This is a genomic window from Pseudomonas sp. IT-P4 (assembly GCF_949767755.1).
In the GTDB taxonomy this organism is placed as follows: domain Bacteria; phylum Pseudomonadota; class Gammaproteobacteria; order Pseudomonadales; family Pseudomonadaceae; genus Aquipseudomonas; species Aquipseudomonas monachiensis.
The window spans coordinates 162,593-185,836 of sequence record NZ_CATKPX010000034.1; the positions used below are offsets into that span (position 1 = coordinate 162,593).

Sequence of the window (23,244 nt, forward strand, 5' to 3'; positions counted from 1 at the left end):
CATGAAATTGACACATCGTTGAGGGCGCAGCTACGATTCGGCCCAACGCCTGTGGCCGACTGCCACGATCAACAATTATAAAAAGGCCCGCTGCGAGAAATCGTGGGCGGGCCTTTTTGTTTTCGCCATGAAAAAAGAGCGCGATAGCGCCGTTTCGGCCGTTCGACACAGCGCGTATCAACCGGAAATAAGGAAAAGAACACGATGTTGAACAAGCGAATCAGCCTGATCGCTCTGGGGATGTTGAGTGCGACACAGGCCATGGCGAACGACCAGGCCGAATCCAAGGGTTTTGTTGAAGACAGCAGCCTCAAAGTACTGCTGCGTAATGCTTACATGAACCGTGACTACAAAGACGGCAACCCGGATAAATCCGAGTGGGGCCAGGCGGCCATCGGCACGTTCTCGTCCGGCTTCACCCAAGGCACAGTCGGTGTGGGGGTGGACGCTTTCGGCCTGTACGCCCTGAACCTGGAACGCAGCGAGGACCGTAGCGGCGCGCAAGGCATCGATTTCTTCAAGAAGGGCGACAGCGGCCAACCGGCCGACGACCTGTCCAAGGGCGGCGCGGCGATCAAGTTCCGCCTGTCCAGCACCACCCTGACCTACGGCGACCAGATGCCGGCCCTGCCGGTGCTGAACTACGACAACTCGCGCCTGCTGCCGGAAAGCTACACCGGCACCTTGATCACCTCCAAAGAGATCAATGGCCTGCAACTGGACGCCGGTCGCTTCACCGCCGAGTCGCGAAAAAGCGCCGAAGGCCGTGACAGCGGTGGCTTGAAGTCGATCAACGTATTGGGCGGTAGCTACCAGTTCACCGAGCAATTCAAGGCCGCGCTGTACGCTTCCGACGTCGAAGATGTGCTGAAGAAGCAATACGTGAACGCCAACTACGTGTTCCCGATCGACAAGGATCAGTCCCTGACCCTGGACTTCAACGGCTACCGCACCAAGCTGGAAGATTCCTACGTCCGCGAAAACGGTATCACCGGCGACGACAACAAGATCTGGAGCCTGGCGGCCACCTTCATCACCGGCCCGCACTCGTTCACCCTCGCTCACCAGCGCAGCACCGGCGACAGCAACCTGGGCTACGCCTACGGCGGCTACCAGAAAGACCAGGGTCGCATCGGCGACGGCGGCAATACCATCTACCTGGCGAACTCCTACTGGTCCGACTTCAACGCCGAAGACGAACGCAGCTGGCAGGTCGGCTACGGCCTGGACTTCAGCACCTTCGGTGTACCGGGCCTGAGCTACAACGTGGCCTACGTGCGCGGTGACAACATCACCACCTCCACCAGCGAAGGCGGCACCGAGCGCGAGATCTTCAACCAGATCAAATACGTCGTCCAAAGCGGCCCGGCCAAAGACCTCAGCGTAAAACTGCGCAGCTCCGTCCTGCGTGTGTCGCAGAAGTCGAGCGAGTACAACGTCAGCGGCAACGAAGTGCGTGTGTTTGTGGATTACCCGATCAACGTCTTTTGATGATGGGGTGTGGTGTCGAGGTTTGATGCAAGGCTGAGAATGAAGAAGCCCCGGCTGGTTCGGGGCTTTTTTGTGCTGTTGATTTGCTCATGTCGCCAAAACTCGATTTCGGTAACACGTCTTTCGAACGTGTCGTCCGCGGCGACATGTTCGGAAGACGTGTCGCAAAAAGTGAAAAATTGCGACACGTCTTAGCACTTCAAATCGATTGCTCGCATATACGGCAATGCCGTATAGTTGGGTCCATGTTCACGATTATCGAAACCGAAATTTTCAAGCGTTATGCTGAATCCATCTGGGACGATGGCGAACGTCATGAATTCATTACCTGGCTGGCGGCTAATCCGCTGGCCGGCGATGTGGTTCCTGGCAGCGGTGGTCTTCGCAAGGTCCGTTGGTCCCGTAACGGGATGGGCAAACGAGGCGGTACCCGTGTCATTTACTACAACACGCTTTCTGAAGGCTCAATCTGGTTGTTAATCGCCTACACCAAGGCGAAGTTCGACAATTTACCCGCGGCCTTCCTCAAGCAACTGAAGGAGGAAATCAGCAATGGTCAATGAACTGGAGCAATTCCAGCAGGACTTGCTGGACTCTGTGCGTCAAATGAAAGCAGGCAAAGCCGCTCGCGTGACAGAGGTGCCGTTGTCTACGGCAGCTGAAGCACGGGCCAAAGTCGGTGTATCTCAAAGTGCATTCGCCAAGCTGATTGGAGTCAGTTTGCGAACGTTGCAGGATTGGGAGCAGGGGCGGCGGCAACCGACGGGAGCAGCGCAGACGCTGTTGCGTGTGGCGAGTCAGCATCCTGAGGCATTGCGTGACCTTCAAGCGATTTAGCTAAGAAGGCAAACTCCATTCTCAACTCATCGCCGACTTTTGAGAAAGTCGGCAGGTTTCTCGATGGGCGCCAGTACTTTGTATGCCTTCTCTTTAATTCATTACACCACGTAACGAATGAAGTTCCCGCCCCCACCTTTATCCCCTCCCGCCAACCCCATACATTCATCTCCAACGCCTCTCCCATCATCCCGACGGGAAGGTCACTGGAGTTGCCCTCATGCCTTTCGTAACCGTACGCATTACCCGCGATGGCGTTACCACTGAGCAGAAAGCTCAGGTCATTGCCGAGATCACTGAAACGCTGGAGCGCGTGCTCAATAAACGCCCTGACCTGACCCACATCGTGATCGAGGAAGTCGACACCGATAACTGGGGTTACGCCGGCATCACCACCACCCAGTACCGCAAGCAACTGGCCGAGACGCAAGGGCAGTCATGACGTCCTCCGTCACCATCGATTTCATTTCCGATGTGGTGTGCCCCTGGTGCGCACTGGGGGCGACGGCGCTGGAGCAGGCGATCGAGAACGTGGCCGGGGAAGTCTCGGTCGAGCTGACCTACAAGCCATTCGAGTTGAACCCGGACATGCCGGCCGAAGGTGAGCAAGCGGTCGAGCACTTGATGCGCAAGTACGGGAGAACGGCCGACGACGTCGCCGCCGGCAAGGCCATGCAGATCGCTCGCGGCGAGGCCATCGGCTTCAAGTTCGATCTGGAGAAGCGCACGCACTTCTACAACACCTTCGATGCGCACCGCTTGTTGCTGTGGGCGTTGCAGGAAGGCCGGCAGGTCGAGCTGAAGAAGGTGCTGCTACGGGCCTACTTCAGCGAAGGCCAGAACCCGAGCGATCACTCGACGCTGGTGCGCCTGGCGACTGAAGCGGGGCTGGATGCGGCAGGTGCGAGCGAGGTGCTGGCGTCCGACGCATTCGCCAGCGAAGTGCGTGAGCTTGAAATTTATTACCGCCAGCACGGTATCAACTCGGTCCCGGCCATGGTGCTGAACGGTCGCCACCTGGTGTCCGGTTCGCAATCGGTCGAGTACTACGAACAGATGTTACGACAAGTGGCGAACGCCCCGGCCGAAGCCTGATTACAGATTTTCTACCCCATTCTTTATTGTCAGAGGTCTTCATCATGAGCATTTCGAAAAAAGTCATCGTCATCACCGGCGCATCCCAGGGTCTCGGCGACGGTATGGTCAAAGCCTTTCGCGAACTCGGTTACCGGATCGTCGCTACTTCGCGCTCGATCAAGCCGTCCACCGATCCGGACATTCACACCGTGGCCGGTGACATCGGCGAGCCGGAAACCGCCCAGCGTGTCATCCGTGAAGCGCTTTCCCGTTTCGGTCGCATCGACACCCTGGTCAACAACGCCGGGATCTTCATCGCCAAGCCGTTCACCGCGTACACCGCAGAAGACTACGCCAATGTGTTGTCGGTGAACCTCAATGGCTTCTTCTATATCACCCAACTCGCCATCGCCGAGATGGAAAAGCAAGGCAGCGGCCACGTCGTCAATATCACCACCAGCCTGGTGGACCACGCCATCGACGGCGTGCCATCGGTGTTGGCTTCATTGACCAAGGGCGGCCTCAACGCAGCAACCAAATCCCTGGCCATCGAATACGCCAAGCGCGGGATCCGGGTGAACGCGGTCAGCCCGGGCATCATCAAGACCCCGATGCACGGCGAAGAAACCCACGCAGCACTGGGCAATCTGCACCCGGTCGGTCACATGGGCGAGATCGATGATATTGCGCAAGCGGTCGTGTATCTGGACGGCGCCAAGTTCGTGACTGGCGAAATCCTGCACGTGGACGGTGGTCAGAGCGCGGGGCACTGAAAGCGCTTTTTCAAACCCCGGATACAACAAAGCCCTCGTATTTCTACGAGGGCTTTGTTTTGTATGGTGCGGCACCAGACGAACGGTATGTTTCGGCGAGACTAGGTTTTTCGGGCGTCTGGAGTTCGCTGGAAAATTCGGCGTACCCCAACTAGTAACTATAAATAAATCAGCTAGTTATGGCGTCCGGTGGAATCGAATTCGGGATTTTTTAGATGTCAGCACATTGTCGGTCTGTAAGTAATTTAGAGCTGCATACGAATGGAAAGCCTCCTGAATTGGAACGTTGTCGATCATCCCTTCCGTAGAGAATAGGCAGGAATCCGCCAAAAGCTGCCGTGGCGACAGGCAGCAGACGGCCAGAAGCGGTCCTCGATCCATGGTCATCTCCTATAAGATGGTGATGCATGTTTTCTTCGTCAGCTCTCAGCGTCAATATGTGTCGTTATGATCTATTTGGGCTGTACCTTCTATACCACTTCCAGTCTCGTCAGATTTTAGGCTCCTAACCATGGCAGTTCGCAAACATATACCTACAGAAACGAAACTGCGGCTGTTTTCGGCGGCTGCCGGTCACTGTCAACGCTCCGAGTGCCTCCAGCCTCTATTCCCTGCTGAAATAGGCGGAGATAAGCATATAGCCGAGATGGCTCATGTTATTCCGCACGGAGAATCGGGACCGCGTCATGAAGAAAGGCCCTCCGGAGAGTTCGAAGCTGACTCCTTTGAAAACCTTATCCTGTTGTGCCCGACATGCCATACGATCATCGACAAGGATCCCGACGGATATAGCCGGGGTACATTGTTAGGTTGGAAAAGTAACCACCTAGCCGCCTTGGCAAACAAGCAAGGAATTCGTGCATACGATGAGCGCGGGCAAGTTAGAGACGCTGTGGTCGCCGCTATGGCCGAAAACAAGGCCGTATGGAAGGAATTCGCGCCCTCTGATGGATCGAGCTTCGAATATGATCCGGAATCTGAAGCGTCTAAGACGTGGGTGCAGAGGATGCGAGGTGTCATACTGCCTAATCATTTCCGCATCCAAGCCATTATCAAGGCGAACCTGCATCACATGACGGAAACTGAGCGGCAGACATTCGCTCGATATCAAGAACATGTTCGAGGTCTCTCAGAACGTCACGTTTGTGGTGTCGCCGGCGGAGCTATCCGCTATCCCACAGAAATGGATGGAATCTTCGAATGAGCTGGCAGGTGAATTACGCACTTAAGTTTATTTGGGCAAATCACGGTGCAGCGTCGGCGCAGCATATCCGCGATGACGCTATCAGGATCACGATCCCTGACCGGCCCGACGTAGTTGCGGTTATCTCGGCCGACTACGCGATCAACGCCGAATTAGCAATGAGATACCATGCAGATTATCCCGACATGGATTTCCTATGCGGATATCGAAAGGAGTGTATCTGGGAAGGCGAGGCGATTAGATATTTAGAAAGCAACACAGTAGGCTGGGGAAATTCCGGCACACTTGGCTCCGCCATTCGCACAGGCGACGTAAAGACTGCGGCCCAGAAGGACTACTTCTTCGCGTATCGGCTTATACGGCAAATGAGATCCGTTACGAACCTCGATAGGGAGTTTGATCGTGTCTTCACGATGACGCTCGCCAGTGGGCGCACCTTCCGGGTAGGCATGATCATGGAGTACGAGCCGACAGCCGATGCCATTCGCACCTTCTGGGATAGGTTTGGCCCCATCGATATTGCCTGGAACATCAATCCCAACGGGCATCCCACTAACAATGCCATCGAAGCAGCGCGAAACCTCGGATGCCAGGTAATGAAATGGGACGAGTTAAAAGAACTGTTGCGGAACCGCTGATGACGGCGTGTGAAGTCGCGAAATACCTACTTAAATCCTGCAAGTCTCTGCAGGAGTTCGAGTCCTTCATGTTTGGCTCTTCGCTGTTCGGTGTGGGCAGCGATTATGACATTCTGATCGTCGGCCCATCTGGCCAGCCTCTGTCCCGACTGAAGGCGGAATTGAGTGTTGCAGGAAAGGAGTTACCGCTCGACGTTCTATATATGCTGCCGGCGGAGGCGGAGGAGACAGGGTTTGTAACGAGCGAAGGATGCATACCTCTCGCGCGATTGGCCGCCTCCGAAAAACGCTAACTTCTTTCACGGCCTTGGTCCGGAGAGTGCTTCCTGGACCACCGGCTCGAGCGTCTCGGCAAAGGAGGAGAAGGGGCAGCCAGCGATAATGTGTGCACTGCGATGCCAAGCGCTCTGTAAGCGCACGTTATGTTGGCTAGGCCACACCATCGACACAAGAATCTACCCGCATACCGCACGCATGTAGATATAGTGATCGATAAATAATTGTCGTGGGGGACTGCATCCGACTTGAAGCGGCCTGCCGAGCCCTGACTCCTTCCATCGTAGGAGCGTGCGAAGCCCACGACCGCCGATGACCGCGCCGTTTTCGGGCTGCGCTCGCTCCTACAATGCCTGCCTAATATTCGGCACACACCGCTATCGGCCAAAAGCGGATGACCGACGACAGGCTTGAATCGGAGGGCGGCTCTCTTAAATATTCGAAAACCTAATAAGATTGGAATAACCGCCCTGTTATTCACTTAAGGTATAAAAAGGCAATTGAACAGAAAATATGAATGCGGTAATGTCAATTTGGCATGAGCGTTTCGCTCATATGTTGCACTTGAGCAGAAAATCCCGAGATACCTTGCTGTGTCCTTAAATGGAAACGGCGGTGGTGCCTGATTTTAGGTATTACCAAGTGGGCTGGCGGCGGCAAGGAACCAATCCGCACCGACGATACCATCTCAATGATTAGCTCCGCTCGTAGGGTAGAGGCAAGCCAGTTTCGGGTTGCTCAAACGTACGCATCTCTGCTCTTTTCCTTCGCGAGAAGGCAGCGGACTAATACAACAAAGGATCATCAAGCAGCATGGATGAATACGCCCCCAGGAAAACCACTAATGAATCAATTTTTTCAATAGATAATTTGCTTGCGGCACTAGGTCTTAGTGAGGCCGAGTATGAGAGTATTCAAGATTTAGAAGAAAAAAATCGATACACGCCAATACATCTCAAAAAAAAGAATGGAGATGATAGGATCGTTTTCGACCCTCATCCACTCGTAAGAAAATTTCAGCGCAGAATAAAAAACAGGCTGTTCAATCAAATCAGATATCCTACGTACCTTTACGGTTCAATTTCTGATCTAGAACACCCACGGGACTATATATCCTGCGCACAACGACATTGTAAAGCCAAGACGATATTAAAAATTGATATAACTTCATTTTTTGACTTTATAGATTATGATTTAGTGTACAAAATTTTCAATGAGTTGTTTTTTTATTCCGACGAAGTATCTGAAGCATTAGCAGATATTTGCACTAGAGAGGGAGTTGTACCACAAGGAGCACCGACATCTAGCTTTATAGCAAACTTGTGTTTTTTTGACGTTGAAGGACAGATCGTTAAAGGGCTAGAGCGGCAAAAACTAAGTTACACTCGATTAACTGATGACATCACTGTCTCATCAGAGATACAGGATAAAGATCTAAATAAAGCAAAATCCACTATCGTATCAATGATCGAGCATGCAGGGTTCAAAGTAAACGAAGCGAAAACAAGTATAGAGTCAATTTCAACAACCGCTTTCAAAATTCATGGGCTGAGAGTTAACAAGGAAACCCCCCAGCTTCCGCGAGATGAGATCAGGGCGATCCGGGCTGCGGTCAACAACCTCAAAATTCTTTCGCGAGAACCCAATGCGAGGACAAGCTTTGACTATAGAAAACGTTATGAAAGCATATCTGGTCGAGTTAATAAACTGGCGCGCACAGGACATCCAAGATATAAAAAACATCGACTAGAACTAAAATCCATATTACCCCTTCCGTCCCAAAAAGATATTCGGCGCTGCCTCACTATGCTTTCTACTTTGATGAGGGACTACGACGTTTTTTGCAGTACCCCACTTTACATGAAACGATATCATCGCCTTCGGCACAGGTTGATACTGTTGCAGAGAGTTTATAAGCATGAAGCAAAAAAAATATGGACGGAGTTGAAAGTGCTAACTCCGACAAAAAGCAAAGCTGAACATGAATTATAAAAAGTACATTTTTTCAATAGCCGTTTTTTCTGCAGCGGTTTTGTGCGCAATCACACTCACATCTATATTTTTGACTCTATTAATAGCTCATAATAATTCTCTAGAATTCTGTTTCTCACCTGGATGTTTTGATTTCGCTGCAAAAGCTTTTCAAGAACCTATAAAAATCTTCAAAATCGGCGTTGAGTTTGGAGCTTACGCATTCACTGCAATCGGAGCGGCAACCGCCATACTGACTTATGTAAATTCTGTAAAGGCAGAAAAAAACAACCGACATTTTCAAAAGCACTCTGAATTCAAAGCTTTTACTTCGGGGCTGGTAGCGCGACCAAACTCTGGTATAAGGCAAGAAAATTTCAACGCTAACAAATACTATGGTTTTTTATTTCCCCTATCGGCTGAGGCATATTTCATCCCCTCCGAACCGTACAACATTATTATCAACAGTATTGAACGGCAGATCGCAGAAACTCAAGCAAACTTTATTCCCGGTGATATACGATCAATTGAACAACATTGCAGGAATATGTTGGCGTATTTCCATTCTTTGGGGATAGCTGTAGAAGAGCCAACAGAGGAAATGTTGATGATGCTTGAGCCCAAAATATTTTCTTTTATAGACAGTATAAATCAACAGTTTACAGATATTGAGATCAGCCTTAGAAATAAGTCAAGGGATTACATACGCAGTATACAATAGTGTCATTTGTCGAACGCTGATTGGCAGTTCGTGCTGGGAACGTAAAAGATACTATCGGATAAAATAAATAGTTAAATATTACTGTCAGCAGATAATGCTCAAGAGCCAACCGTCCGCTGTCGAGAGCGGCAGGCACTGGCCATATTTAGGCGTTCAAATTTGCAAGCACGGGAATGACCTACAGCATTAATTTTTTCGATTGCAAGAGGGTGCATGATGCTTAGCCAAGATAGATATTGCTTAACGATTGATGTTCTTGGTCGAAATCCTGAAGTCGATATATCGAAGGAGGAGTTCGAGAACATTAAGCAATGCAATGCAGCGTTGAATGCCGCTTTAGCTGTCGAAGAAAAATACGAACTAATCACTTGCAATTATTTAGAATATGAGCAAGACCTTTTGAACTGCGCTCTAGCTCATCAGCTGCGGTTCTCAGCTGACTATACTGACATGTTTGATGAGATCACAAAATTTAATAGGCGGATCACAAATATTTTAACTTCGACTCGCATGTACATGGATCATATGCCGAGACATTTAAAAAGATGCCTGCCAGCCGAAGATAAAACTGAAGTTGAGTCTTTTTTTGAGGGGGTCACACATGGCGAATACGACGCATACTTTGAATATGCTTTCCTCGAAGCCTTGAGAAATCATCTTCAGCACGCCGGTCTATGCGTTAGTCAGGTAACTTTAGACAATAGGAATTATCCGGTAAGCGATGGGGGGCGTCTATGGGAAAATCGCACTCTAGTCTTCACCGATAAGAAACTTCTTGATGGAAATCCAGATTTTAAAAAAGCTGTAATTAATAGAATGCCTGATAAGATTGAGCTAACAACCGCAATACGGGTTTACATCGGCTGTATTTCTCGAATACACGATAAAGTTCGCGATAAAATTCAAATATCAGTTGATGCTGCTCGCGCCTCGCTTGAGGAAATACTCAAAAAATATAGCGACCTGTGCGCATCACCCACAAAGATGGTGCACGCTAATCGTTATTCATCTGCTCAAGACAGCCCGGAAGAGGTCGTGCTGATTTTTTTCGAGTGGGACAACATTAGAATCAAGTTGCAAAATAAGAACATGACGAATTCAAATCGTGCACGGCATTATGTCAGTAACCGTACGAATACAACAACGATCCTACCTGAGGCGAGTGACCCTGCCTGATTCAGCGCGGCCATGTGAGCGGCATATTGACGTGGAGGGGGGGCGGGAGTTTCGCCATAGGTTTTCCACGTCTCACATTTTTTGCAAGTGCGAGCGTTCATAGTGGTGGTTGTTTGCTGCGTATGCCGTTCTGGAATGGCTGCTTCTGGCCGTTTTCTGACCTTCGTTTAGAGGTTGAACTGCCAGGATTTTCCTAAGCGATGAGTGAGTAATTGCATGGTCAGCAAATAGTAATAGCGCGTCGATTGAGTGTGCTGGTTTAGGTGGTGATTCAAAAACCACGCAAGGTGTTTTCTCTGCCAAGTCCATGGATTGTCGCGTTGCCAGCGCTCAGCGATCGCTGTTTGGATGGCCCTCGCCTGACGCAGGTGGCGTTGGCGCGTGGTATGCGACCCGGTCAGGACGCCCGTCAGGAACAGGTCCATATCGAATGCCGTGCTCATGCGCGACCACCAATGTAAGCGGCCACCACGACGATACGGTTGTGCCCCAGCTCATAGCTGATTTGTACTCGGGCTTCCTGATCGAGACGTCGGTCGAGTTGATAGCAATGGCCACCGTTGATGGGGGCGGGATGGTGGGTGATTTGCTCATAGCGTTCGCACGCATAGGCTGCCCGCAATTCGTGGAAGCCTTTGAGGTTGTACTGATGGAGGATGTCCCGTGCAGGACGGACGATTCCCCGTTGGAAATCGAGGTAGGTTTCGTTCGGTGCAAGTAGGTTGCGGCTACCGTCGGGTGAGACCTGTTCGGCGAATCTCAGCGCCTCGCGAATATGATCATCCGCCCTGATCCAGCGAGGTGCCGAGGCACCTGAGCGGCCCCCCTTGGTGCCATCCTGGATGTTGATCTTGCCGTATTGTTCGGCCTCACGTTTTAAGCGCGGAAGGTCGGCCAAAATGGCCTCGCGTAAGCGCATGCCGGTGGCTCGCGCTAATTGAGCGATGGCCGCGGCACGCGGCTGCTGGTGTGCGCAAAGCACCTCTACGACCCTCTTCACATGTTCGCGGTCTTGGCCTTGCGGCACCGAACGACGAACACTGGTGCGCCGCATTCCTAGCGCCTTGCTCGGACTCGGTACTTTCACATACTGATCACCGCGAAGCGCTGCCAGGGTCCGATTGACGCTGGACAATCGGTTTTGCGCAGTGGCGATGGCGAGATCGCTGCGCTCAACCAGGTGACGCAGATGCTCCGCGTAATCCAGCAAGGTCTGCCGATCAATCTGCCGTGCGTCATTAATTCCCGGGCCATCCTCCGACCGACACCAGCGTACAAACACCAGCCAACGATCACTGTGTGCTTTGACCGTCCCGTAATGCCCGCCGCCAAACAGATCACGTAGCGCCTGTGGCCCGGCATAACTCAGTTGCCGGCCATAGCCAAAATTGCGCCCATCCCGTCTACCGACCAATGCCATGATCGAACTCCTCTCGAAGCCAAAACTTTTAAAACCTTCCCCACGTCATCCCGCCAAGAATGTTGAGTGTTATCAGGGATCAAGGCCCCTGCGACCTGTGAGGGTTGTCCACTAACGCGGGACGTGCGGCTCCTTACGACCGGGAGCTTGGGCATCTCATGATCTGGCCTCCTGGACACTTCCAAAGAAGTGGGCGGGTGGAGGCTGCACTGGCTGACGAAACCGGTGCCGCGAGATCCTGAGTCGGGTGAAGGCAGTGACGTGATGACCGGGGCGTGCCTGACTGTCAGTCAGGTGCAGTCCATTCCGTGGATTGCGGCACCATCATCTGCATCGCTGTTGCTGGTGACTTCGGTGTTTGTCACGCCGATTGTCACGAGGGGGAATGCCGCAAAGCCTTGTACGAGTTGGGCTGCAGCAGCGGTAGGAGCGCCCGTCTCTTTCCAGAAGAAAGAGACGGGCGCAGGTTGGCGCAGTGAAATGGCCAAGCGGATAGGTTGCTGCAGGGCAGCTATAAAGGGGTATGAGTTGCCGCAGTGGGCACACTGGTAAAAGTAGGCATCCATCACATCGCTGTGACCGTGCGAGCCGCCGGACGCTCATCGCACTTTGGGAGAACCACCACGGTGTGGCGTAGCCTCAAAGGTTCTGGCTACCTGGGTTGCTGTCAACGACAGCGCTTGCCCGATCTTTTCTACGCCTGTGGATAATTTGGGTCAAGGCTCGAGTTTTCGGGAATTCTGCGGCTGTGGATGAAATTATCCACCGGTGGAAATCGGTGGTTTTCCACAGACAGTTGCATGGGCTTTAGATTTTTTAAGTGAGGTCCATCCAGACAGGGCGGCTTTGCAGCCCTGTCTGGATGGACCCGCGTGGAAGGGCGGACTGCGGTGATCTCATTGGCTTACCCACGTTTGGATGCGCCACGGCTATTTTGTAGGGCGGTAATGTTGTCGCCGACCGGGTGAGCGAATTCGTGGGGCGTCACATGCCCATGGCGGTTGGCGTCGATGTAGTTGCTCCACCACGCCATGATCAGCCTGCGCTGTTCGAGGAATTCGGCCTTGTGGATATAAGCGGCGCGCACGCGGTTGCGTTCCTTGTGACTCATTTGTCTTTCGATGGCAGCGTCGGTCCATAACCCGGACTCCAGCAGGGCGCTACAGGCCATGGTCCTGAAGCCGTGACCGCATACGTCCTTGCTGGTGTCATAGCCGACGTTGCGGAGCATGGTGTTCACCGTGTTCTCGGACATGGGCTTCCAGTACTTGTGGTCGCCCGGTAGCACCAACTCTGAAAAGCGACTGAGGCTGCGCAGGCGCTCCAGTATTTCGATGACCTGCGGTGATAGCGGAACCATTTGAATGTCGCCGTTCATCTTGGTCCCGCGTGTGGAGTTGCGTACCCCTTCAATCGGTGCGCGCGTATCGGGGATTTCCCACATGGCGCGTTGGAGGTCGAACTCACTCCATCGAGCGAAGCGCAACTCGCTGGAGCGGACGAACACGTGCAGAGTCAGCAGCACGGCAAGGCGCGTCAGTTCGCGGCCGTTGTAGTTGTCGATACGGTGTAGCAGCTCGGGTAGGCGGTTGAGGGAGAGGGCCGGGCGATGGACTGTGCGCGGCGCGTGAATCGAGCCTGCCAGATCCAGTGCAGGATTCATGGTGATCTGCCGAGCCCTTTTGGCCCCGCGCATAATGGTGGATAAGTAGTTCTGTACCCTTAACGCCACATCCATGGTGCCGCGTTCCTTGATGCGCTGGGTGATCTCTAGCAAGTCATGGGTATCGAGTTCAGCGATGGGTCGTTGGCCTATCAGCGGGAAGACGTGGGTACGCAGTCGGCTCATCACGGTTTTTGCGTGTCCTTCGGTCCAGCGACGGGACATGTCGGCGTGCCACTCCAGAGCAACGGTTTCGAAAAGCAGTGCCGCCCGCTGGGCTACAATCTTGGCCTTCTTCTTTTCTTCCATTGGGTCGAGGTTGTCGAGCAGCAATGCCTTGGCTTCGTCTCGCTTACGCCGTGCGACTGAAAGGGTAACTATGGGGTAATTGCCGATGATGAGCGTACCTTCCTTGCCGTTGGGCTTGGTGTACTTCAAGCGCCAGGTCTTCACGCCGTTGGGTTTGACGAAAAGGTACATGCCGCCACCGTCGAACAGCTTGTAGGCGCGCTCGCGGGTTTTGGCCGTGCGGCATTGCAGGTCGCTGAGAGGGATCGCTAGACGTGGCATAGGGGTACGCGCTCCTGACCGGGAAATCGCAGTACCCCTAACATACCCTCGGGGAAGGGGGATTTTGTTGGATCCCGACGGAGGGTCCTGGAACGAAAAAACCCGCCAAATGGCGGGTTTTCGGGGCTTCCAGAGCATTCGGTGGAATGCAGTGGAGCCTAATGTGGTGCCGGCACCAGGAATCGAACCCGGGACCTACTGATTACAAGTCAGTTGCTCTACCATCTGAGCTATACCGGCGTGTCAGGGCGACGATTATAGCGATTGGCTGGCTTCTGTAAACCCCTGAATTCTGACTATTTTTGCTCGAGCTTCAGGTCAGGTGCGCAGCAGGGTTTTCTTGAGTTTCTGGATGGCTTGCCAGGCTCGACTGTTTTGCATCGCGCGCAGCTGTGCTTCGGCCTGTTCGGCGCGTTGCAGGGCGGCGGCGAGTTGGTGTTCGGCGTCGCTGACAGGGTGGCTGAAGTTGTGGCCTTTGCAGAACTGGAACTCGTCCAGGTTGCAAGGCGGGATGTCGAAGGCGGGTTTGAGGTTCAGGTGTTCTTCGGCGAGGTAGTAGGTGTTGATGCCGTCGAACAGGATGGAGTGGTAGCCGGCGTCGGTGACCAGGGTTTCCCAGGTCTGGTCGCGGGTCCAGGGGGTTTCGATGAGGATCACCCATGGCCGCCATTGGCTGAAGTCCATGCCGCGCAGGACGGTTTCTTCGTGGCCTTCGACGTCGATTTTCAGGAAATGGATATCGCGGTCCCGGGCGTGTTCTTCGCAGATGGAGCTCAGGGTGCGGGACTTGATCGTTTGGCTGCGCACGTCCATGCCGGCGTCTTTGTGCAATTTCGCCATCGCCGGATCGAGGGTCGAGAGGCCGGTGCCGGCGATGCCGTAGAAGGTCAGGTCGTCAGCGCTTTCCCCGGCCGCGCATTGCAGGTTGGTGTCTTTGGGACGTTGCTGGCACAGGGCTTCGTAGTAGTTGGGCATCGGTTCGACGTTGATGCCGGTCCAGCCATGGTCATAGAACGCCTTGGTGACTGAGTCATGGGTGGGGTGGTTTGCCCCGACGTCGATGTAGAAGCCGTTCTCAACGGTTTTGAGGGCGCGCCACAGGCGTATGTCTTCGAAATTCTGTGCGTAGGAAATGAACGTCACTGGCGCATCCTGTCGGAGGAATGTTCTTGTTTGTGGCCGCGCTGCCGGCGCCCTTGCGTGTGTGTATATCAAGAGTAATGAAAGGGTGCAATTTCCCCTGTCTACGGTCCGGGATTAGGCGTTTATGTCGTTTTTATTAAATGCTTATGCACAATGCGATTGGCAGCGCACCGGGTTTAGGCCGAATTTGTGGATCTGTTCTCATTTGTCCGCAAATACCTGTTTTTTCGATTTTTTATTCGGGTGTACAAAAAATGAACAGTGTGGATTTAGCTCTGAAACCTGCATGGATATTGGATCCACGATAATTCCATCAACAGAGTTATCCACAGGTCGGATGCGTTTAGGCGCGTTCGGCCAGGAGCAGGAAATTACGCGGCGTGAGCGGGGTTTCGCAGAAGGTGCCGACGCGGACGCTGTAGCCCCGCTCGGCGAGGAAAAGTGCCCGATCAAGGACCAGCCAAAGCTCCAGCGGGCGTCGGAAAAGTCCGCGCAGTAGTTCAAGGTTGCGCACTTCGGCCAGTCGTTGCCAACCGGCGGCTTCGAGGGCTGGCCAATTTTGCGGGCCGATTGTGGATAACTCTTTGAGTGCGGCCAGGTGATGACAGTAATCGGCGAAGGGTTTGTCCAGCCAGGTGCTGGGCAGGGAAGGGGTTGGCAGGTACTCGTCCAGGCCGCGCAGTTGCCGTTGCAGCAAGTCGAAGCCCAGGCGCCGGGCCATGGAGGTGTCGCGTTGACGTCGCACGCGGGTACCGGCGGTAACGGTTTCGCTCATGGGCAGCGCGAGGTCGTCGAGGGAAAGCTGTAGGCCGGAGCCATTGGCGGCCGAGGAAATCGGCGAGTATTGGGCAAGACTGATTCGGTTGTAGCAGCACGGTGCAATGGCGAGCTGTTTGCAGCCTGTGGCGCTGGCGAGTTGAATCAACCGCACATGCAAATCACCACAGGCGTGAAGCGCGACGGGCGTGTGATACGCACGCAGTAGACAAGCGGCGTCTGCCGCGAGCACATCCTGTTCGATATGCAGCGCATGCAGGTGATGGCGCTGGCTGAGTGCCTGGCCGCTGGTGACCAATGCCGGGTCGTATTCCAGGCACGTCAGTTGTTGCCCCGGTTGCAGCAGGCGGCGGCCCAGATGCCCCTTGCCTGAGCACCAGTCCAGCCAATGCTGCGGTGCCTCGGAAAACTGCAAGCGACTGGCGAAGGCTTCGATCTGCTGCCATTTGCGCCCCGGTACATCGACGTTCAATCGATGGCCGGCCGCTTCGAGCATGCGCGCGGGCAATTCATCCACGGCACTCAAGGCAACGGACATTGTTGCCAAGAAAGCAAAGGGTTCGGGTGCATTCAGGAGGGCGGGTTGGTTGTGAGCGTTTTCCGCGTCTTCCAGCGTTCGCTCGCGTAGCCATGCGGCCAGCTCCGGGTAGGACGCTTCCCAAGGCAGCTGTAGATGAGTGAACGGCCGAGGTTTCCACAGTGCCTGATGCTCTGTCAGAAAAGCATCCAGCGCGGTGAAACGGGCGAGCAGGGCCTCGCCCGTCAACACGCCGGTATCAACGCCCTTGGCAGGCATCGACGCGCAACCAGCGCTCCAGCAGCTTGAAGCCACGCACCAGCACGTAAGCCATTACCAGGTAGAACATGCCCGCGGCGAAGAAGATCTCCACCGGCAGGTAGGTCCGGGCAATGATGGTGCGGGCCATGCCGGTCAGTTCCAGCAGGGTCACGGTGCTGGCCAGGGCGCTGGCCTTGAGCATCAGGATTACTTCGTTGCTGTAGGCCGGCAGGCCGATGCGCGCGGCGCGCGGCAGGATGATGTAGAACAGTGCCTTGGGCCTGGACATGCCCAGCGCTCGTGCCGCTTCGATCTCGCCCGGTGGAATCGCCTGGATGGCGCCCCGCAGGATTTCCGCAATGTAGGCCGCGGTATGCAGGGTCATGGTCGCCGTGGCGCACCAGAACGGATCGCGCAGGTACGGCCACATCGAACTGTTACGGACCGCGTCGAACTGCGCCAGGCCGTAGTAGACCAGGAACAGCTGGACCAGCAACGGCGTGCCACGGAAAAAGAAAATGTAGCCGTAGGGAAATGCCCGCACCCACCACAGGCGCGACGAGCGGGCGATGCCCAGTGGGATGGCCAGCAGCAAACCGGCGATCACGGCGATGGCCACCAGTTCGAGGGTCAGGGTTGCGCCTTGGGCCAGTTTCGGCAGCCACTTGATGATGACTTCCCAGTTCATTGGGTGCTCCTCGCGAAGCCGCGAGCGGCACGTTTTTCCAGCAAGTGCATGCCGGTCATCGCCAGCACCGTCAGGCTCAGGTACATGAACGCAGCCACCATATAGAAGGTGAACGGCTGTTTGGAGACAGTCACGCCGATTTGTGCGTGACGCATGATTTCTTCCAGGCCGATCACCGACACCAGCGCGGTGTCCTTCATCAGGATCATGAACAGATTGCCCAGGCCGGGCAGGGCGATGCGCCACATCTGCGGCATGATCAGCTTGGTGAAGATGCGCCACTTCGACAGGCCCAGGGCCACGCCGGCTTCACGATGGCCTTTGGGAATGGCAAGGATCGCACCGCGAAACACTTCCGTGGCGTAGGCGCCGAAGCACAGGCCCAGCGCAATCACGCCGGCGGCGAAGGCGTTGAGTTCAAGGTCGGGGTTGCCGAAGAACTCGCCCAAGGCACGCATCAGGTTGACCGTGCCGAAGTAGATCAACAGCACCCAGAGCAATTCCGGGATGCCGCGAACCAGGGTCGAGTAAGTACCGCCAAGCCATTGCAGCGGCTTGTACGGGGAAGTCTTGGCCAAGGCGCCGAGCAGACCGAGTACCAGCCCCAGGCACAGGGCCGAGAGTGCCAGTTTCACAGTCATCAGCGCGCCAGCGGCGAGCGCCGGGCCGAATCCGTAGAGGTCGATAATCATGGATTTCTTTTCAAATCGCGGCAGGCAAGGCCGAGAACCGGCGCCATCAGGCGCCGGTCAGGCAGGTCAGTATCAATAGATGCTGAACGGGAAGTACTTGTCGTTGATCTTCTTGTAGGTGCCGTCAGCGACGATTTCTTTGAGCGCGGTGTTCAGCTTCTCGCGGATCGGGTCCTTCTTGCGCACGGCAATACCGATCTTGTCGCTTTCTTCCACCGGGTCGCCCTTGAACTCGTAGCTACGGCCAGCGTCGCTTTTCAGCCATTCGTAGTTGACGTACTTGTCGGCCAGGATGCCGTCCAGGCGGCCGGAAGTCAGGTCGAGGTAGGCGTTTTCCTGGGTGTCGTAGAGCTTGATGGTGATGTCGTCACCATAGTTGTCTTCCAGGAAGGTGCCGGCCAGGGTCGCGCGCTGGGCGCCGATGATCTTGCCTTTGAGCGCCGCCTTGTCGGTTTTGAAGTCGATGTCTTTCTTGGCGATGAACTGCAGCTTGTTGGAGTAGTACGGGTCGGTGAAGTCCACCGCTTGCTTGCGCTCGTCGGTGATCGACATCGAGGAGATCAGGAAGTCGAACTTCTTGGCGTTCAGGGCCGGGATGATGCCGTCCCAGTCGGAGGTCACGACGGTGCACTCGACTTTCATCTTGGCGCACAGGGCGTCGCCGATCTCTTTGTCGAAGCCGACGACATTGCCACTGGCATCTTTATTGTTGAACGGCGGGTAAGCCGCTTCGATGCCCATCTTCAGGGTTTCGGCCATGGCACCGGCGCTGAACGCCAGGGTGACGGCGGCAGCCAGGAAGACCTTTTTGTAGTTCTGCATGTGGGTAGCTCCGTTAGCGGTTGCTGGACATGAATTGTTTGCAGCGCGCCGAAAGCGGGTTTTCGAACACCTGCTGTGGCGATCCTTGCTCTTCCACCAGGCCCTGGTGGAGGAACACCACTTCGCTGGAGACCTGACGGGCGAAGCCCATTTCGTGGGTTACGAGCAGCATGGTGCGGCCTTCTTCGGCCAGCGCGCGGATGACATTAAGTACTTCCTGGACCATTTCCGGGTCAAGCGCCGAGGTCGGCTCGTCGAACAGGATGACCTTGGGCTGCATGGCCAGGGTGCGGGCGATGGCCGCCCGTTGTTGCTGGCCGCCGGACAATTGCGCCGGGTACGCGTGGCGCTTGTCGGCGATACCGACCTTGGCCAGCAGGGCTTCGGCCACTTCGATGGCTTCGGCCTTGCTCTGGCCGAGTACGCGGCGCGGGGCTTCGATGATGTTGTCGAGCACGCTCATGTGCGGCCACAGATTAAAGTTTTGAAACACAAAACCGATTTCGCTGCGCAGGCGATTGATCTGCTTGCCGTCGGCGGCCACCAGTTCACCGTTCTTCGCGGCCTTGAGCTTGAGTTCTTCGCCGGCGACCAGGATCTGGCCCTGGTGCGGATTTTCCAGCAGGTTGATGCACCGCAGGAACGTGGACTTGCCGGAGCCGGAGGAACCCAGGATCGAGATCACGTCGCCGTCGCGGGCGGTCAGCGAGATGCCTTTGAGCACCTCCAGCGAACCATAGCGTTTGTGCAAGTTGCGGATTTCAAGCGCGGGCGTGGCCTCAGCCATGTGCGTTCCTCATATATGTTGCGCTCCTGCTGTTGGCGGCCTTCCTGGCGAGGCGGCCAACCTAGCATAGCGTTTCAATGGCAGCCAACAGCGCTACGGACGGTAAACGGCTGGTGCGTGGCAGGTTGTCGCATCGGCGCAGCAGACTGTCGCCCCATCAACAACCGAACAGCCGTTTGAACCTTGCCTGTCGATAAAAAGCGCGGTGGCTGCCGCAAAAAAAGGCGCGATGTTGCCAGCTTTGGCAGGGTGTTGGAAGCGCTATCCGGCCAAATGCACCGCTTGTGCACTTTTAATGTGCGCGGAGCCATTTTCAGGTGTGTTTCCGGTGCGCTGATTCACCCCACAAAGTGGGTGGCAGGGTAACGTTCTGGCAAAGTGCCATTGAATTCAATGGGTTGCGATGACTGTCCGGTCGGGGTGAGATCGCCGGGTTAGAGGGTTTTGAAATATTTTGGCGCAATTATTGCGTGCAGAATCCAGAACGCCCTGTTGGCTTCTTTTTACGAGAAGGTTCGCCGAACGGGATGCACGCATTCGCTTCTCCTTACAAAGGTAGTTTTAATGAGCAGTACCCAAAGCTCTAGTGGCCTCGAACAGGGGCTCAAACCGCGCCACGTGACCATGCTGTCGATTGCCGGTGTTATCGGCGCCGGCTTGTTCGTTGGCTCGGGTCACGCCATCGCCGCTGCAGGTCCGGCTGTTCTGTTGGCTTACGCCGCCGCCGGCATGTTGGTGGTGCTGGTGATGCGCATGCTCGGCGAAATGGCCGTTGCCTCGCCGGACACCGGTTCGTTTTCGACTTACGCCGACCGTGCGATCGGTCACTGGGCCGGTTTCACCATCGGCTGGCTCTACTGGTGGTTCTGGGTGCTGGTAATTCCGCTGGAAGCCAACGCCGCTGCGACCATCCTGCATGCCTGGTTCCCTGGCGTGGACATCTGGGCCTTCGCCCTGGTCATCACGATGCTGCTGACCGTGACTAACCTGTTCAGCGTGAAGAACTACGGTGAGTTCGAGTTCTGGTTCGCCCTGATCAAAGTGCTGGCCATCATTGGTTTCATTGTTCTGGGCCTCATGGCGATCTTCGGCTTCCTGCCGGGCAGCCAGGTCAGCGGTGTTTCGCACCTGTTCGACACCCAGGGCTTCCTGCCAAACGGCATGGGCGCAGTGTTGGGTGCGATCCTGACCACCATGTTCTCCTTCATGGGCACCGAGATCGTGACCATCGCGGCCGCCGAATCGAAAGATCCGGGCAAGCAAATCTCCAAGGCCACCAACTCGGTGATCTGGCGGATCGGCTTGTTCTACCTCGTGTCGATCTTCATCGTTGTGGCCCTGGTGCCATGGAACGACCCGATCCTGGCCAGCGTTGGTTCTTACCAGACTGTGCTTGAACGCATGGGCATCCCGAACGCCAAGATGATCGTCGATATTGTGGTACTGGTTGCCGTGACCAGCTGCCTGAACTCGGCGCTCTACACGTCGTCGCGCATGATGTTTTCCCTGGGCAAGCGCGGCGATGCGCCGGCGATGTCCACGCGCACCAACAAAAGTGGCACGCCTTACTGGGCGGTGATGCTGTCCACCGGTGCCGCGTTCCTGGCAACATTCGCCAACTACGTGGCTCCGGCTGCGGTGTTCGAATTCCTGCTGGCCAGCTCCGGTGCCATCGCACTGCTGGTGTACCTGGTGATTGCGATTTCGCAACTGCGCATGCGTAAGCAGCGTATCGCGCGCGGCGAGAAAATCGCCTTCAGCATGTGGTTGTTCCCGGGCCTGACCTACGCGGTGATCGTCTTCATCGTCGCGGCCCTGACCATCATGCTGTTCCAGGATGCCCATCGCGTGGAAATTCTTGCGACCGGCTTGCTCAGTGCCCTGGTGGTAGCGGCCGGCTTGCTGGTGGCTCGCCGTCGCAAGCTGGAACAGCGTGGCGCGGTGGTGCTGAGCTGATCCATACCGTGTAATGCAAAACGGCCGCTGTCAGTGATGACGAGCGGCCGTTTTTGTTTCTGTCGATTGTTCTGTGTTCAGTCGACATGAGCCCAGTCTTCTACGCGTAATCCTGGAACTCGCTCAAACTCCCGCAGGTTGTTGGTGACCACGATAAACCCGCGTGAGCGTGCGTGCCCCGCGATCATCTGGTCGTACGGGTCTATGGGTTTGCCTGCCTTTGCCAGCTCGGATCGAATCATTCCGGTGTGTGCTGCTGCTTCGTTGTCGAAGGGCAGGACTTCAAGTCGGGCGGCGAAGCCCTCGATGACCGCCAGGTTTTTTTCGGGCGCTGCTGATTTTTCCGCGCCGTAGATCAGCTCCATCAGCGTAACCGCACTGATGCACAGTTGGCCGTGATGACGGTTGAACGCCTCCCGTACCACCTGTGGTTTGTTCTTGATGGTGAAGATGCAGATGTTGGTATCGAGCATGTACTTGATCATCAGAACGACTCACGCTCCTGATCGGCGGGTTGCTCGCGATCGGTCATGAAGTCTGCCGTGATGCTTTCGCCATCGAACCAACTGTCCCAGGTTTCACCGGCGGGCGTGATGATTCGGCTTCGACCGACGGCGACGACGTCGACTCGTTTCACGTCGCTTGGCATGGCTACAGCTTTCGGCAGGCGAACGGCCTGGCTTCGATTGCTCATGAAAAGGGTTGTCTGTTCCATTTGGACCTCCTGCGCTTTTGCTGGTGCGATGAGCCCAAAGGATAGGTTTTGTGTTGGATATGTCAATGGGATATACGTGGTGCCTGACGGAAGGAATGCGCTCGATCAGAGCCAAAAAAGGCCGCTGTCAGTGATAACAAGCGGCCTTTTTTGTTTGGGTGTAACCCTTACTCGGCTTTTTCTTCCGGCGCTTCCAGCGACTCGCGGTAGACATCCAGCGCAGCGCCGAAATCGGCGATGAACTGTGGCTCGCTCAGCCATGCCTGGGCGGCGTCGCGGTCCATGCCGTCGGCCCACATGCGGTAGTCGATCAGCATGTCGGCGGCCAGGTGGGTGGCGGCCATGCCTTCGTCGTCGGCGTTTTCCATGTCCAGCAGTTCTGGATGGTCGATGATGATAAAGGCCAGGTTCGTCAGCAGCACCGAGAGCATTTCGCTACGACTGACGGCTTCCGCGTCGCGCATTTTGCTGAACATCGCCAGGGTGTATTGCGGGATGGGCTCGCCGAACTCGGGCAGGTCCTGATCCACGATGGATTTTCTGCCGACCATGCGGATCTGCTTGGCTTTGGCTTTTGCGCGCTTGGCGCGTTTTTGTTGCTTGTTCAGGGAGGCCATGGGGAACTCAGCTCGGTTTCTGTTGGGTTTGCGCGGCAATGGCGTCGGACGCCGCCACGTAGTCGGCCTGAAAGGCCGGTGATTCGATCCACGCCAGGGCGCCGGCTTCGTCGGTTTCGGCCGACCATTGGCGATATTCGATCAGAGCAGCGAGGATAAAGTCTGTCGCTGTTTCCTCGCCTTCCTGTTCCAGTACCAGTGCGATAAGCGGATGTTCCAGAAAGGCCGCGCACATGGCCTGCTGGCTGATCTTTTGTGCGTCGATCATCTCTTTGAACATGTCGGTCAGGTCCACCGATTCGAAGTCGATGCGATCGTCGTTCGGGTCCAGTTCCACCGGCGCGGCAGCCCGCTGGGTGCGGTTCTGCTTGGCCTTGGCCTTGGCGCGGGAGGCGCGTTTTTGCTGCTTGTTGGCGGAGGCCATGGGCGTCGTTCCGTATTCGTTGAGGGGG

Annotated in this window: 26 protein-coding genes and 1 tRNA gene; 13 read left to right on the forward strand and 14 right to left on the reverse strand. The window is 55.4% G+C overall.

The features are described 5' to 3' along the window. The first annotated feature begins 204 nt into the window (after nt 1-204). The 12 genes from ACM6IT_RS14090 (at nt 205) to ACM6IT_RS14145 (ending at nt 10,164) form a co-directional block, all read left to right on the forward strand. Nucleotides 205-1,491, forward strand: a complete 1,287-nt coding sequence (locus ACM6IT_RS14090) for an OprD family porin (RefSeq protein WP_414914130.1) — start codon at nt 205-207, stop codon at nt 1,489-1,491. Between the two features lie 245 nt (nt 1,492-1,736). Beyond that, on the forward strand, nt 1,737-2,054 hold the full coding sequence (locus ACM6IT_RS14095) for a hypothetical protein (protein ID WP_056726890.1): 318 nt from the start codon (nt 1,737-1,739) through the stop codon (nt 2,052-2,054). Beyond that, complete coding sequence (locus ACM6IT_RS14100) at nt 2,044-2,328, forward strand: helix-turn-helix domain-containing protein (protein ID WP_056726889.1); 285 nt, start codon at nt 2,044-2,046, stop codon at nt 2,326-2,328. The genes ACM6IT_RS14095 and ACM6IT_RS14100 overlap by 11 nt, the downstream gene beginning before the upstream one ends. A 220-nt stretch (nt 2,329-2,548) precedes the next feature. Next, nucleotides 2,549-2,770, forward strand: a complete 222-nt coding sequence (locus tag ACM6IT_RS14105; protein ID WP_056726888.1) for a tautomerase family protein — start codon at nt 2,549-2,551, stop codon at nt 2,768-2,770. Continuing rightward, on the forward strand, nt 2,767-3,423 hold the full coding sequence (locus tag ACM6IT_RS14110) for a DsbA family oxidoreductase (RefSeq protein ID WP_056726887.1): 657 nt from the start codon (nt 2,767-2,769) through the stop codon (nt 3,421-3,423). Before ACM6IT_RS14105 ends, ACM6IT_RS14110 begins: the two co-directional genes overlap by 4 nt. Before the next feature lie 44 nt (nt 3,424-3,467). Continuing rightward, the gene (locus tag ACM6IT_RS14115) at nt 3,468-4,178 is read left to right on the forward strand and encodes an SDR family NAD(P)-dependent oxidoreductase (protein ID WP_409079100.1); all 711 of its coding nucleotides are present in this window, start codon (nt 3,468-3,470) and stop codon (nt 4,176-4,178) included. A gap of 511 nt (nt 4,179-4,689) precedes the next feature. Beyond that, nucleotides 4,690-5,382: an HNH endonuclease gene (locus ACM6IT_RS14120; protein ID WP_115948299.1), complete on the forward strand. Its 693-nt coding sequence runs from the start codon at nt 4,690-4,692 to the stop codon at nt 5,380-5,382. After that, on the forward strand, nt 5,379-6,020 hold the full coding sequence (locus ACM6IT_RS14125; RefSeq protein ID WP_115948300.1) for a hypothetical protein: 642 nt from the start codon (nt 5,379-5,381) through the stop codon (nt 6,018-6,020). The genes ACM6IT_RS14120 and ACM6IT_RS14125 overlap by 4 nt, the downstream gene beginning before the upstream one ends. Next, entirely contained in the window at nt 6,020-6,313 is a 294-nt protein-coding gene (locus tag ACM6IT_RS14130; protein ID WP_115948301.1) for a nucleotidyltransferase domain-containing protein, read from the forward strand. Before ACM6IT_RS14125 ends, ACM6IT_RS14130 begins: the two co-directional genes overlap by 1 nt. A 796-nt stretch (nt 6,314-7,109) precedes the next feature. Further along, nucleotides 7,110-8,288: a reverse transcriptase family protein gene (locus ACM6IT_RS14135; protein ID WP_115948302.1), complete on the forward strand. Its 1,179-nt coding sequence runs from the start codon at nt 7,110-7,112 to the stop codon at nt 8,286-8,288. Then, the gene (locus ACM6IT_RS14140) at nt 8,278-8,988 is read left to right on the forward strand and encodes a retron Ec48 family effector membrane protein (protein ID WP_414918208.1); all 711 of its coding nucleotides are present in this window, start codon (nt 8,278-8,280) and stop codon (nt 8,986-8,988) included. The genes ACM6IT_RS14135 and ACM6IT_RS14140 overlap by 11 nt, the downstream gene beginning before the upstream one ends. A 213-nt stretch (nt 8,989-9,201) precedes the next feature. After that, entirely contained in the window at nt 9,202-10,164 is a 963-nt protein-coding gene (locus tag ACM6IT_RS14145) for a hypothetical protein (protein ID WP_414918209.1), read from the forward strand. 167 nt (nt 10,165-10,331) lie between these two features. Here the strand turns inward: ACM6IT_RS14145 and ACM6IT_RS14150 are convergent, their stop codons facing one another. From ACM6IT_RS14150 to ACM6IT_RS14195, 10 genes are all read right to left on the reverse strand, one after another. Next, complete coding sequence (locus ACM6IT_RS14150) at nt 10,332-10,607, reverse strand: hypothetical protein (RefSeq protein WP_414918210.1); 276 nt, start codon at nt 10,605-10,607, stop codon at nt 10,332-10,334. Beyond that, nucleotides 10,604-11,584: an integrase domain-containing protein gene (locus tag ACM6IT_RS14155; protein ID WP_115947422.1), complete on the reverse strand. Its 981-nt coding sequence runs from the start codon at nt 11,582-11,584 to the stop codon at nt 10,604-10,606. The genes ACM6IT_RS14150 and ACM6IT_RS14155 overlap by 4 nt, the downstream gene beginning before the upstream one ends. 904 nt (nt 11,585-12,488) lie before the next feature. Then, nucleotides 12,489-13,817 (reverse strand): tyrosine-type recombinase/integrase, encoded by a 1,329-nt coding sequence (locus ACM6IT_RS14160; RefSeq protein ID WP_414918211.1) that lies wholly within the window; start codon nt 13,815-13,817, stop codon nt 12,489-12,491. Between the two features lie 164 nt (nt 13,818-13,981). Next, nucleotides 13,982-14,057, reverse strand: a tRNA-Thr gene (locus ACM6IT_RS14165). 78 nt (nt 14,058-14,135) lie between these two features. Beyond that, on the reverse strand, nt 14,136-14,960 hold the full coding sequence (locus ACM6IT_RS14170) for an FkbM family methyltransferase (protein ID WP_414918212.1): 825 nt from the start codon (nt 14,958-14,960) through the stop codon (nt 14,136-14,138). Nucleotides 14,961-15,303: 343 nt separating this feature from the next. After that, the gene (locus tag ACM6IT_RS14175; protein ID WP_414918213.1) at nt 15,304-16,533 is read right to left on the reverse strand and encodes a methyltransferase; all 1,230 of its coding nucleotides are present in this window, start codon (nt 16,531-16,533) and stop codon (nt 15,304-15,306) included. Beyond that, nucleotides 16,514-17,203, reverse strand: coding sequence for an ABC transporter permease (locus ACM6IT_RS14180; RefSeq protein WP_056725836.1), 690 nt, complete (start codon nt 17,201-17,203; stop codon nt 16,514-16,516). Before ACM6IT_RS14180 ends, ACM6IT_RS14175 begins: the two co-directional genes overlap by 20 nt. Further along, nucleotides 17,200-17,895, reverse strand: a complete 696-nt coding sequence (locus ACM6IT_RS14185; protein ID WP_056725834.1) for an ABC transporter permease — start codon at nt 17,893-17,895, stop codon at nt 17,200-17,202. Before ACM6IT_RS14185 ends, ACM6IT_RS14180 begins: the two co-directional genes overlap by 4 nt. A gap of 72 nt (nt 17,896-17,967) precedes the next feature. Further along, nucleotides 17,968-18,717 carry an ABC transporter substrate-binding protein gene (locus ACM6IT_RS14190; RefSeq protein ID WP_015093061.1) on the reverse strand — a complete coding sequence of 250 codons (750 nt, stop codon included), beginning with the start codon at nt 18,715-18,717 and terminating at the stop codon, nt 17,968-17,970. 13 nt (nt 18,718-18,730) lie between these two features. Next, nucleotides 18,731-19,504, reverse strand: a complete 774-nt coding sequence (locus ACM6IT_RS14195; RefSeq protein WP_007972784.1) for an ABC transporter ATP-binding protein — start codon at nt 19,502-19,504, stop codon at nt 18,731-18,733. A gap of 564 nt (nt 19,505-20,068) precedes the next feature. On the opposite strand from ACM6IT_RS14195, the gene gabP reads away from it, so the two are divergent. Further along, a complete protein-coding gene (gene gabP, locus ACM6IT_RS14200) occupies nt 20,069-21,460 on the forward strand; it encodes a GABA permease (protein WP_414918214.1) in 1,392 nt (463 codons plus the stop codon). Between the two features lie 77 nt (nt 21,461-21,537). On the opposite strand, the gene vapC is transcribed toward gabP, so the two are convergent. The 4 genes from vapC to ACM6IT_RS14220 all read right to left on the reverse strand — a co-directional run bounded on the left by vapC (nt 21,538) and on the right by ACM6IT_RS14220 (nt 23,216). Beyond that, nucleotides 21,538-21,945, reverse strand: coding sequence for a type II toxin-antitoxin system tRNA(fMet)-specific endonuclease VapC (gene vapC / locus ACM6IT_RS14205; protein WP_056725829.1), 408 nt, complete (start codon nt 21,943-21,945; stop codon nt 21,538-21,540). Then, on the reverse strand, nt 21,945-22,175 hold the full coding sequence (gene vapB / locus ACM6IT_RS14210; RefSeq protein WP_056725827.1) for a type II toxin-antitoxin system VapB family antitoxin: 231 nt from the start codon (nt 22,173-22,175) through the stop codon (nt 21,945-21,947). Before vapB ends, vapC begins: the two co-directional genes overlap by 1 nt. 167 nt (nt 22,176-22,342) lie before the next feature. Next, entirely contained in the window at nt 22,343-22,792 is a 450-nt protein-coding gene (locus tag ACM6IT_RS14215) for a hypothetical protein (RefSeq protein ID WP_414914146.1), read from the reverse strand. Between the two features lie 7 nt (nt 22,793-22,799). Next, a complete protein-coding gene (locus ACM6IT_RS14220; RefSeq protein ID WP_414918215.1) occupies nt 22,800-23,216 on the reverse strand; it encodes a hypothetical protein in 417 nt (138 codons plus the stop codon). Nucleotides 23,217-23,244 lie beyond the last annotated feature (28 nt).

Excerpts from the sequence above, each read along its gene's own strand:
- ACM6IT_RS14090 (WP_414914130.1), top strand. The coding sequence starts at position 205 with ATGTTGAACAAGCGAATCAGCCTGATCGCTCTGGGGATGTTGAGTGCG.
- ACM6IT_RS14095 (WP_056726890.1), top strand. The coding sequence starts at position 1,737 with ATGTTCACGATTATCGAAACCGAAATTTTCAAGCGTTATGCTGAATCC.
- ACM6IT_RS14100 (WP_056726889.1), top strand. The coding sequence starts at position 2,044 with ATGGTCAATGAACTGGAGCAATTCCAGCAGGACTTGCTGGACTCTGTG.
- ACM6IT_RS14105 (WP_056726888.1), top strand. The coding sequence starts at position 2,549 with ATGCCTTTCGTAACCGTACGCATTACCCGCGATGGCGTTACCACTGAG.
- ACM6IT_RS14110 (WP_056726887.1), top strand. The coding sequence starts at position 2,767 with ATGACGTCCTCCGTCACCATCGATTTCATTTCCGATGTGGTGTGCCCC.
- ACM6IT_RS14115 (WP_409079100.1), top strand. The coding sequence starts at position 3,468 with ATGAGCATTTCGAAAAAAGTCATCGTCATCACCGGCGCATCCCAGGGT.
- ACM6IT_RS14120 (WP_115948299.1), top strand. The coding sequence starts at position 4,690 with ATGGCAGTTCGCAAACATATACCTACAGAAACGAAACTGCGGCTGTTT.
- ACM6IT_RS14125 (WP_115948300.1), top strand. The coding sequence starts at position 5,379 with ATGAGCTGGCAGGTGAATTACGCACTTAAGTTTATTTGGGCAAATCAC.
- ACM6IT_RS14130 (WP_115948301.1), top strand. The coding sequence starts at position 6,020 with ATGACGGCGTGTGAAGTCGCGAAATACCTACTTAAATCCTGCAAGTCT.
- ACM6IT_RS14135 (WP_115948302.1), top strand. The coding sequence starts at position 7,110 with ATGGATGAATACGCCCCCAGGAAAACCACTAATGAATCAATTTTTTCA.
- ACM6IT_RS14140 (WP_414918208.1), top strand. The coding sequence starts at position 8,278 with ATGAATTATAAAAAGTACATTTTTTCAATAGCCGTTTTTTCTGCAGCG.
- ACM6IT_RS14145 (WP_414918209.1), top strand. The coding sequence starts at position 9,202 with ATGATGCTTAGCCAAGATAGATATTGCTTAACGATTGATGTTCTTGGT.
- ACM6IT_RS14150 (WP_414918210.1), bottom strand. The coding sequence starts at position 10,607 with ATGAGCACGGCATTCGATATGGACCTGTTCCTGACGGGCGTCCTGACC.
- ACM6IT_RS14155 (WP_115947422.1), bottom strand. The coding sequence starts at position 11,584 with ATGGCATTGGTCGGTAGACGGGATGGGCGCAATTTTGGCTATGGCCGG.
- ACM6IT_RS14160 (WP_414918211.1), bottom strand. The coding sequence starts at position 13,817 with ATGCCACGTCTAGCGATCCCTCTCAGCGACCTGCAATGCCGCACGGCC.
- ACM6IT_RS14175 (WP_414918213.1), bottom strand. The coding sequence starts at position 16,533 with ATGCCTGCCAAGGGCGTTGATACCGGCGTGTTGACGGGCGAGGCCCTG.
- ACM6IT_RS14180 (WP_056725836.1), bottom strand. The coding sequence starts at position 17,203 with ATGAACTGGGAAGTCATCATCAAGTGGCTGCCGAAACTGGCCCAAGGC.
- ACM6IT_RS14185 (WP_056725834.1), bottom strand. The coding sequence starts at position 17,895 with ATGATTATCGACCTCTACGGATTCGGCCCGGCGCTCGCCGCTGGCGCG.
- ACM6IT_RS14190 (WP_015093061.1), bottom strand. The coding sequence starts at position 18,717 with ATGCAGAACTACAAAAAGGTCTTCCTGGCTGCCGCCGTCACCCTGGCG.
- ACM6IT_RS14195 (WP_007972784.1), bottom strand. The coding sequence starts at position 19,504 with ATGGCTGAGGCCACGCCCGCGCTTGAAATCCGCAACTTGCACAAACGC.
- gabP (WP_414918214.1), top strand. The coding sequence starts at position 20,069 with ATGAGCAGTACCCAAAGCTCTAGTGGCCTCGAACAGGGGCTCAAACCG.
- vapC (WP_056725829.1), bottom strand. The coding sequence starts at position 21,945 with ATGATCAAGTACATGCTCGATACCAACATCTGCATCTTCACCATCAAG.
- vapB (WP_056725827.1), bottom strand. The coding sequence starts at position 22,175 with ATGGAACAGACAACCCTTTTCATGAGCAATCGAAGCCAGGCCGTTCGC.
- ACM6IT_RS14215 (WP_414914146.1), bottom strand. The coding sequence starts at position 22,792 with ATGGCCTCCCTGAACAAGCAACAAAAACGCGCCAAGCGCGCAAAAGCC.
- ACM6IT_RS14220 (WP_414918215.1), bottom strand. The coding sequence starts at position 23,216 with ATGGCCTCCGCCAACAAGCAGCAAAAACGCGCCTCCCGCGCCAAGGCC.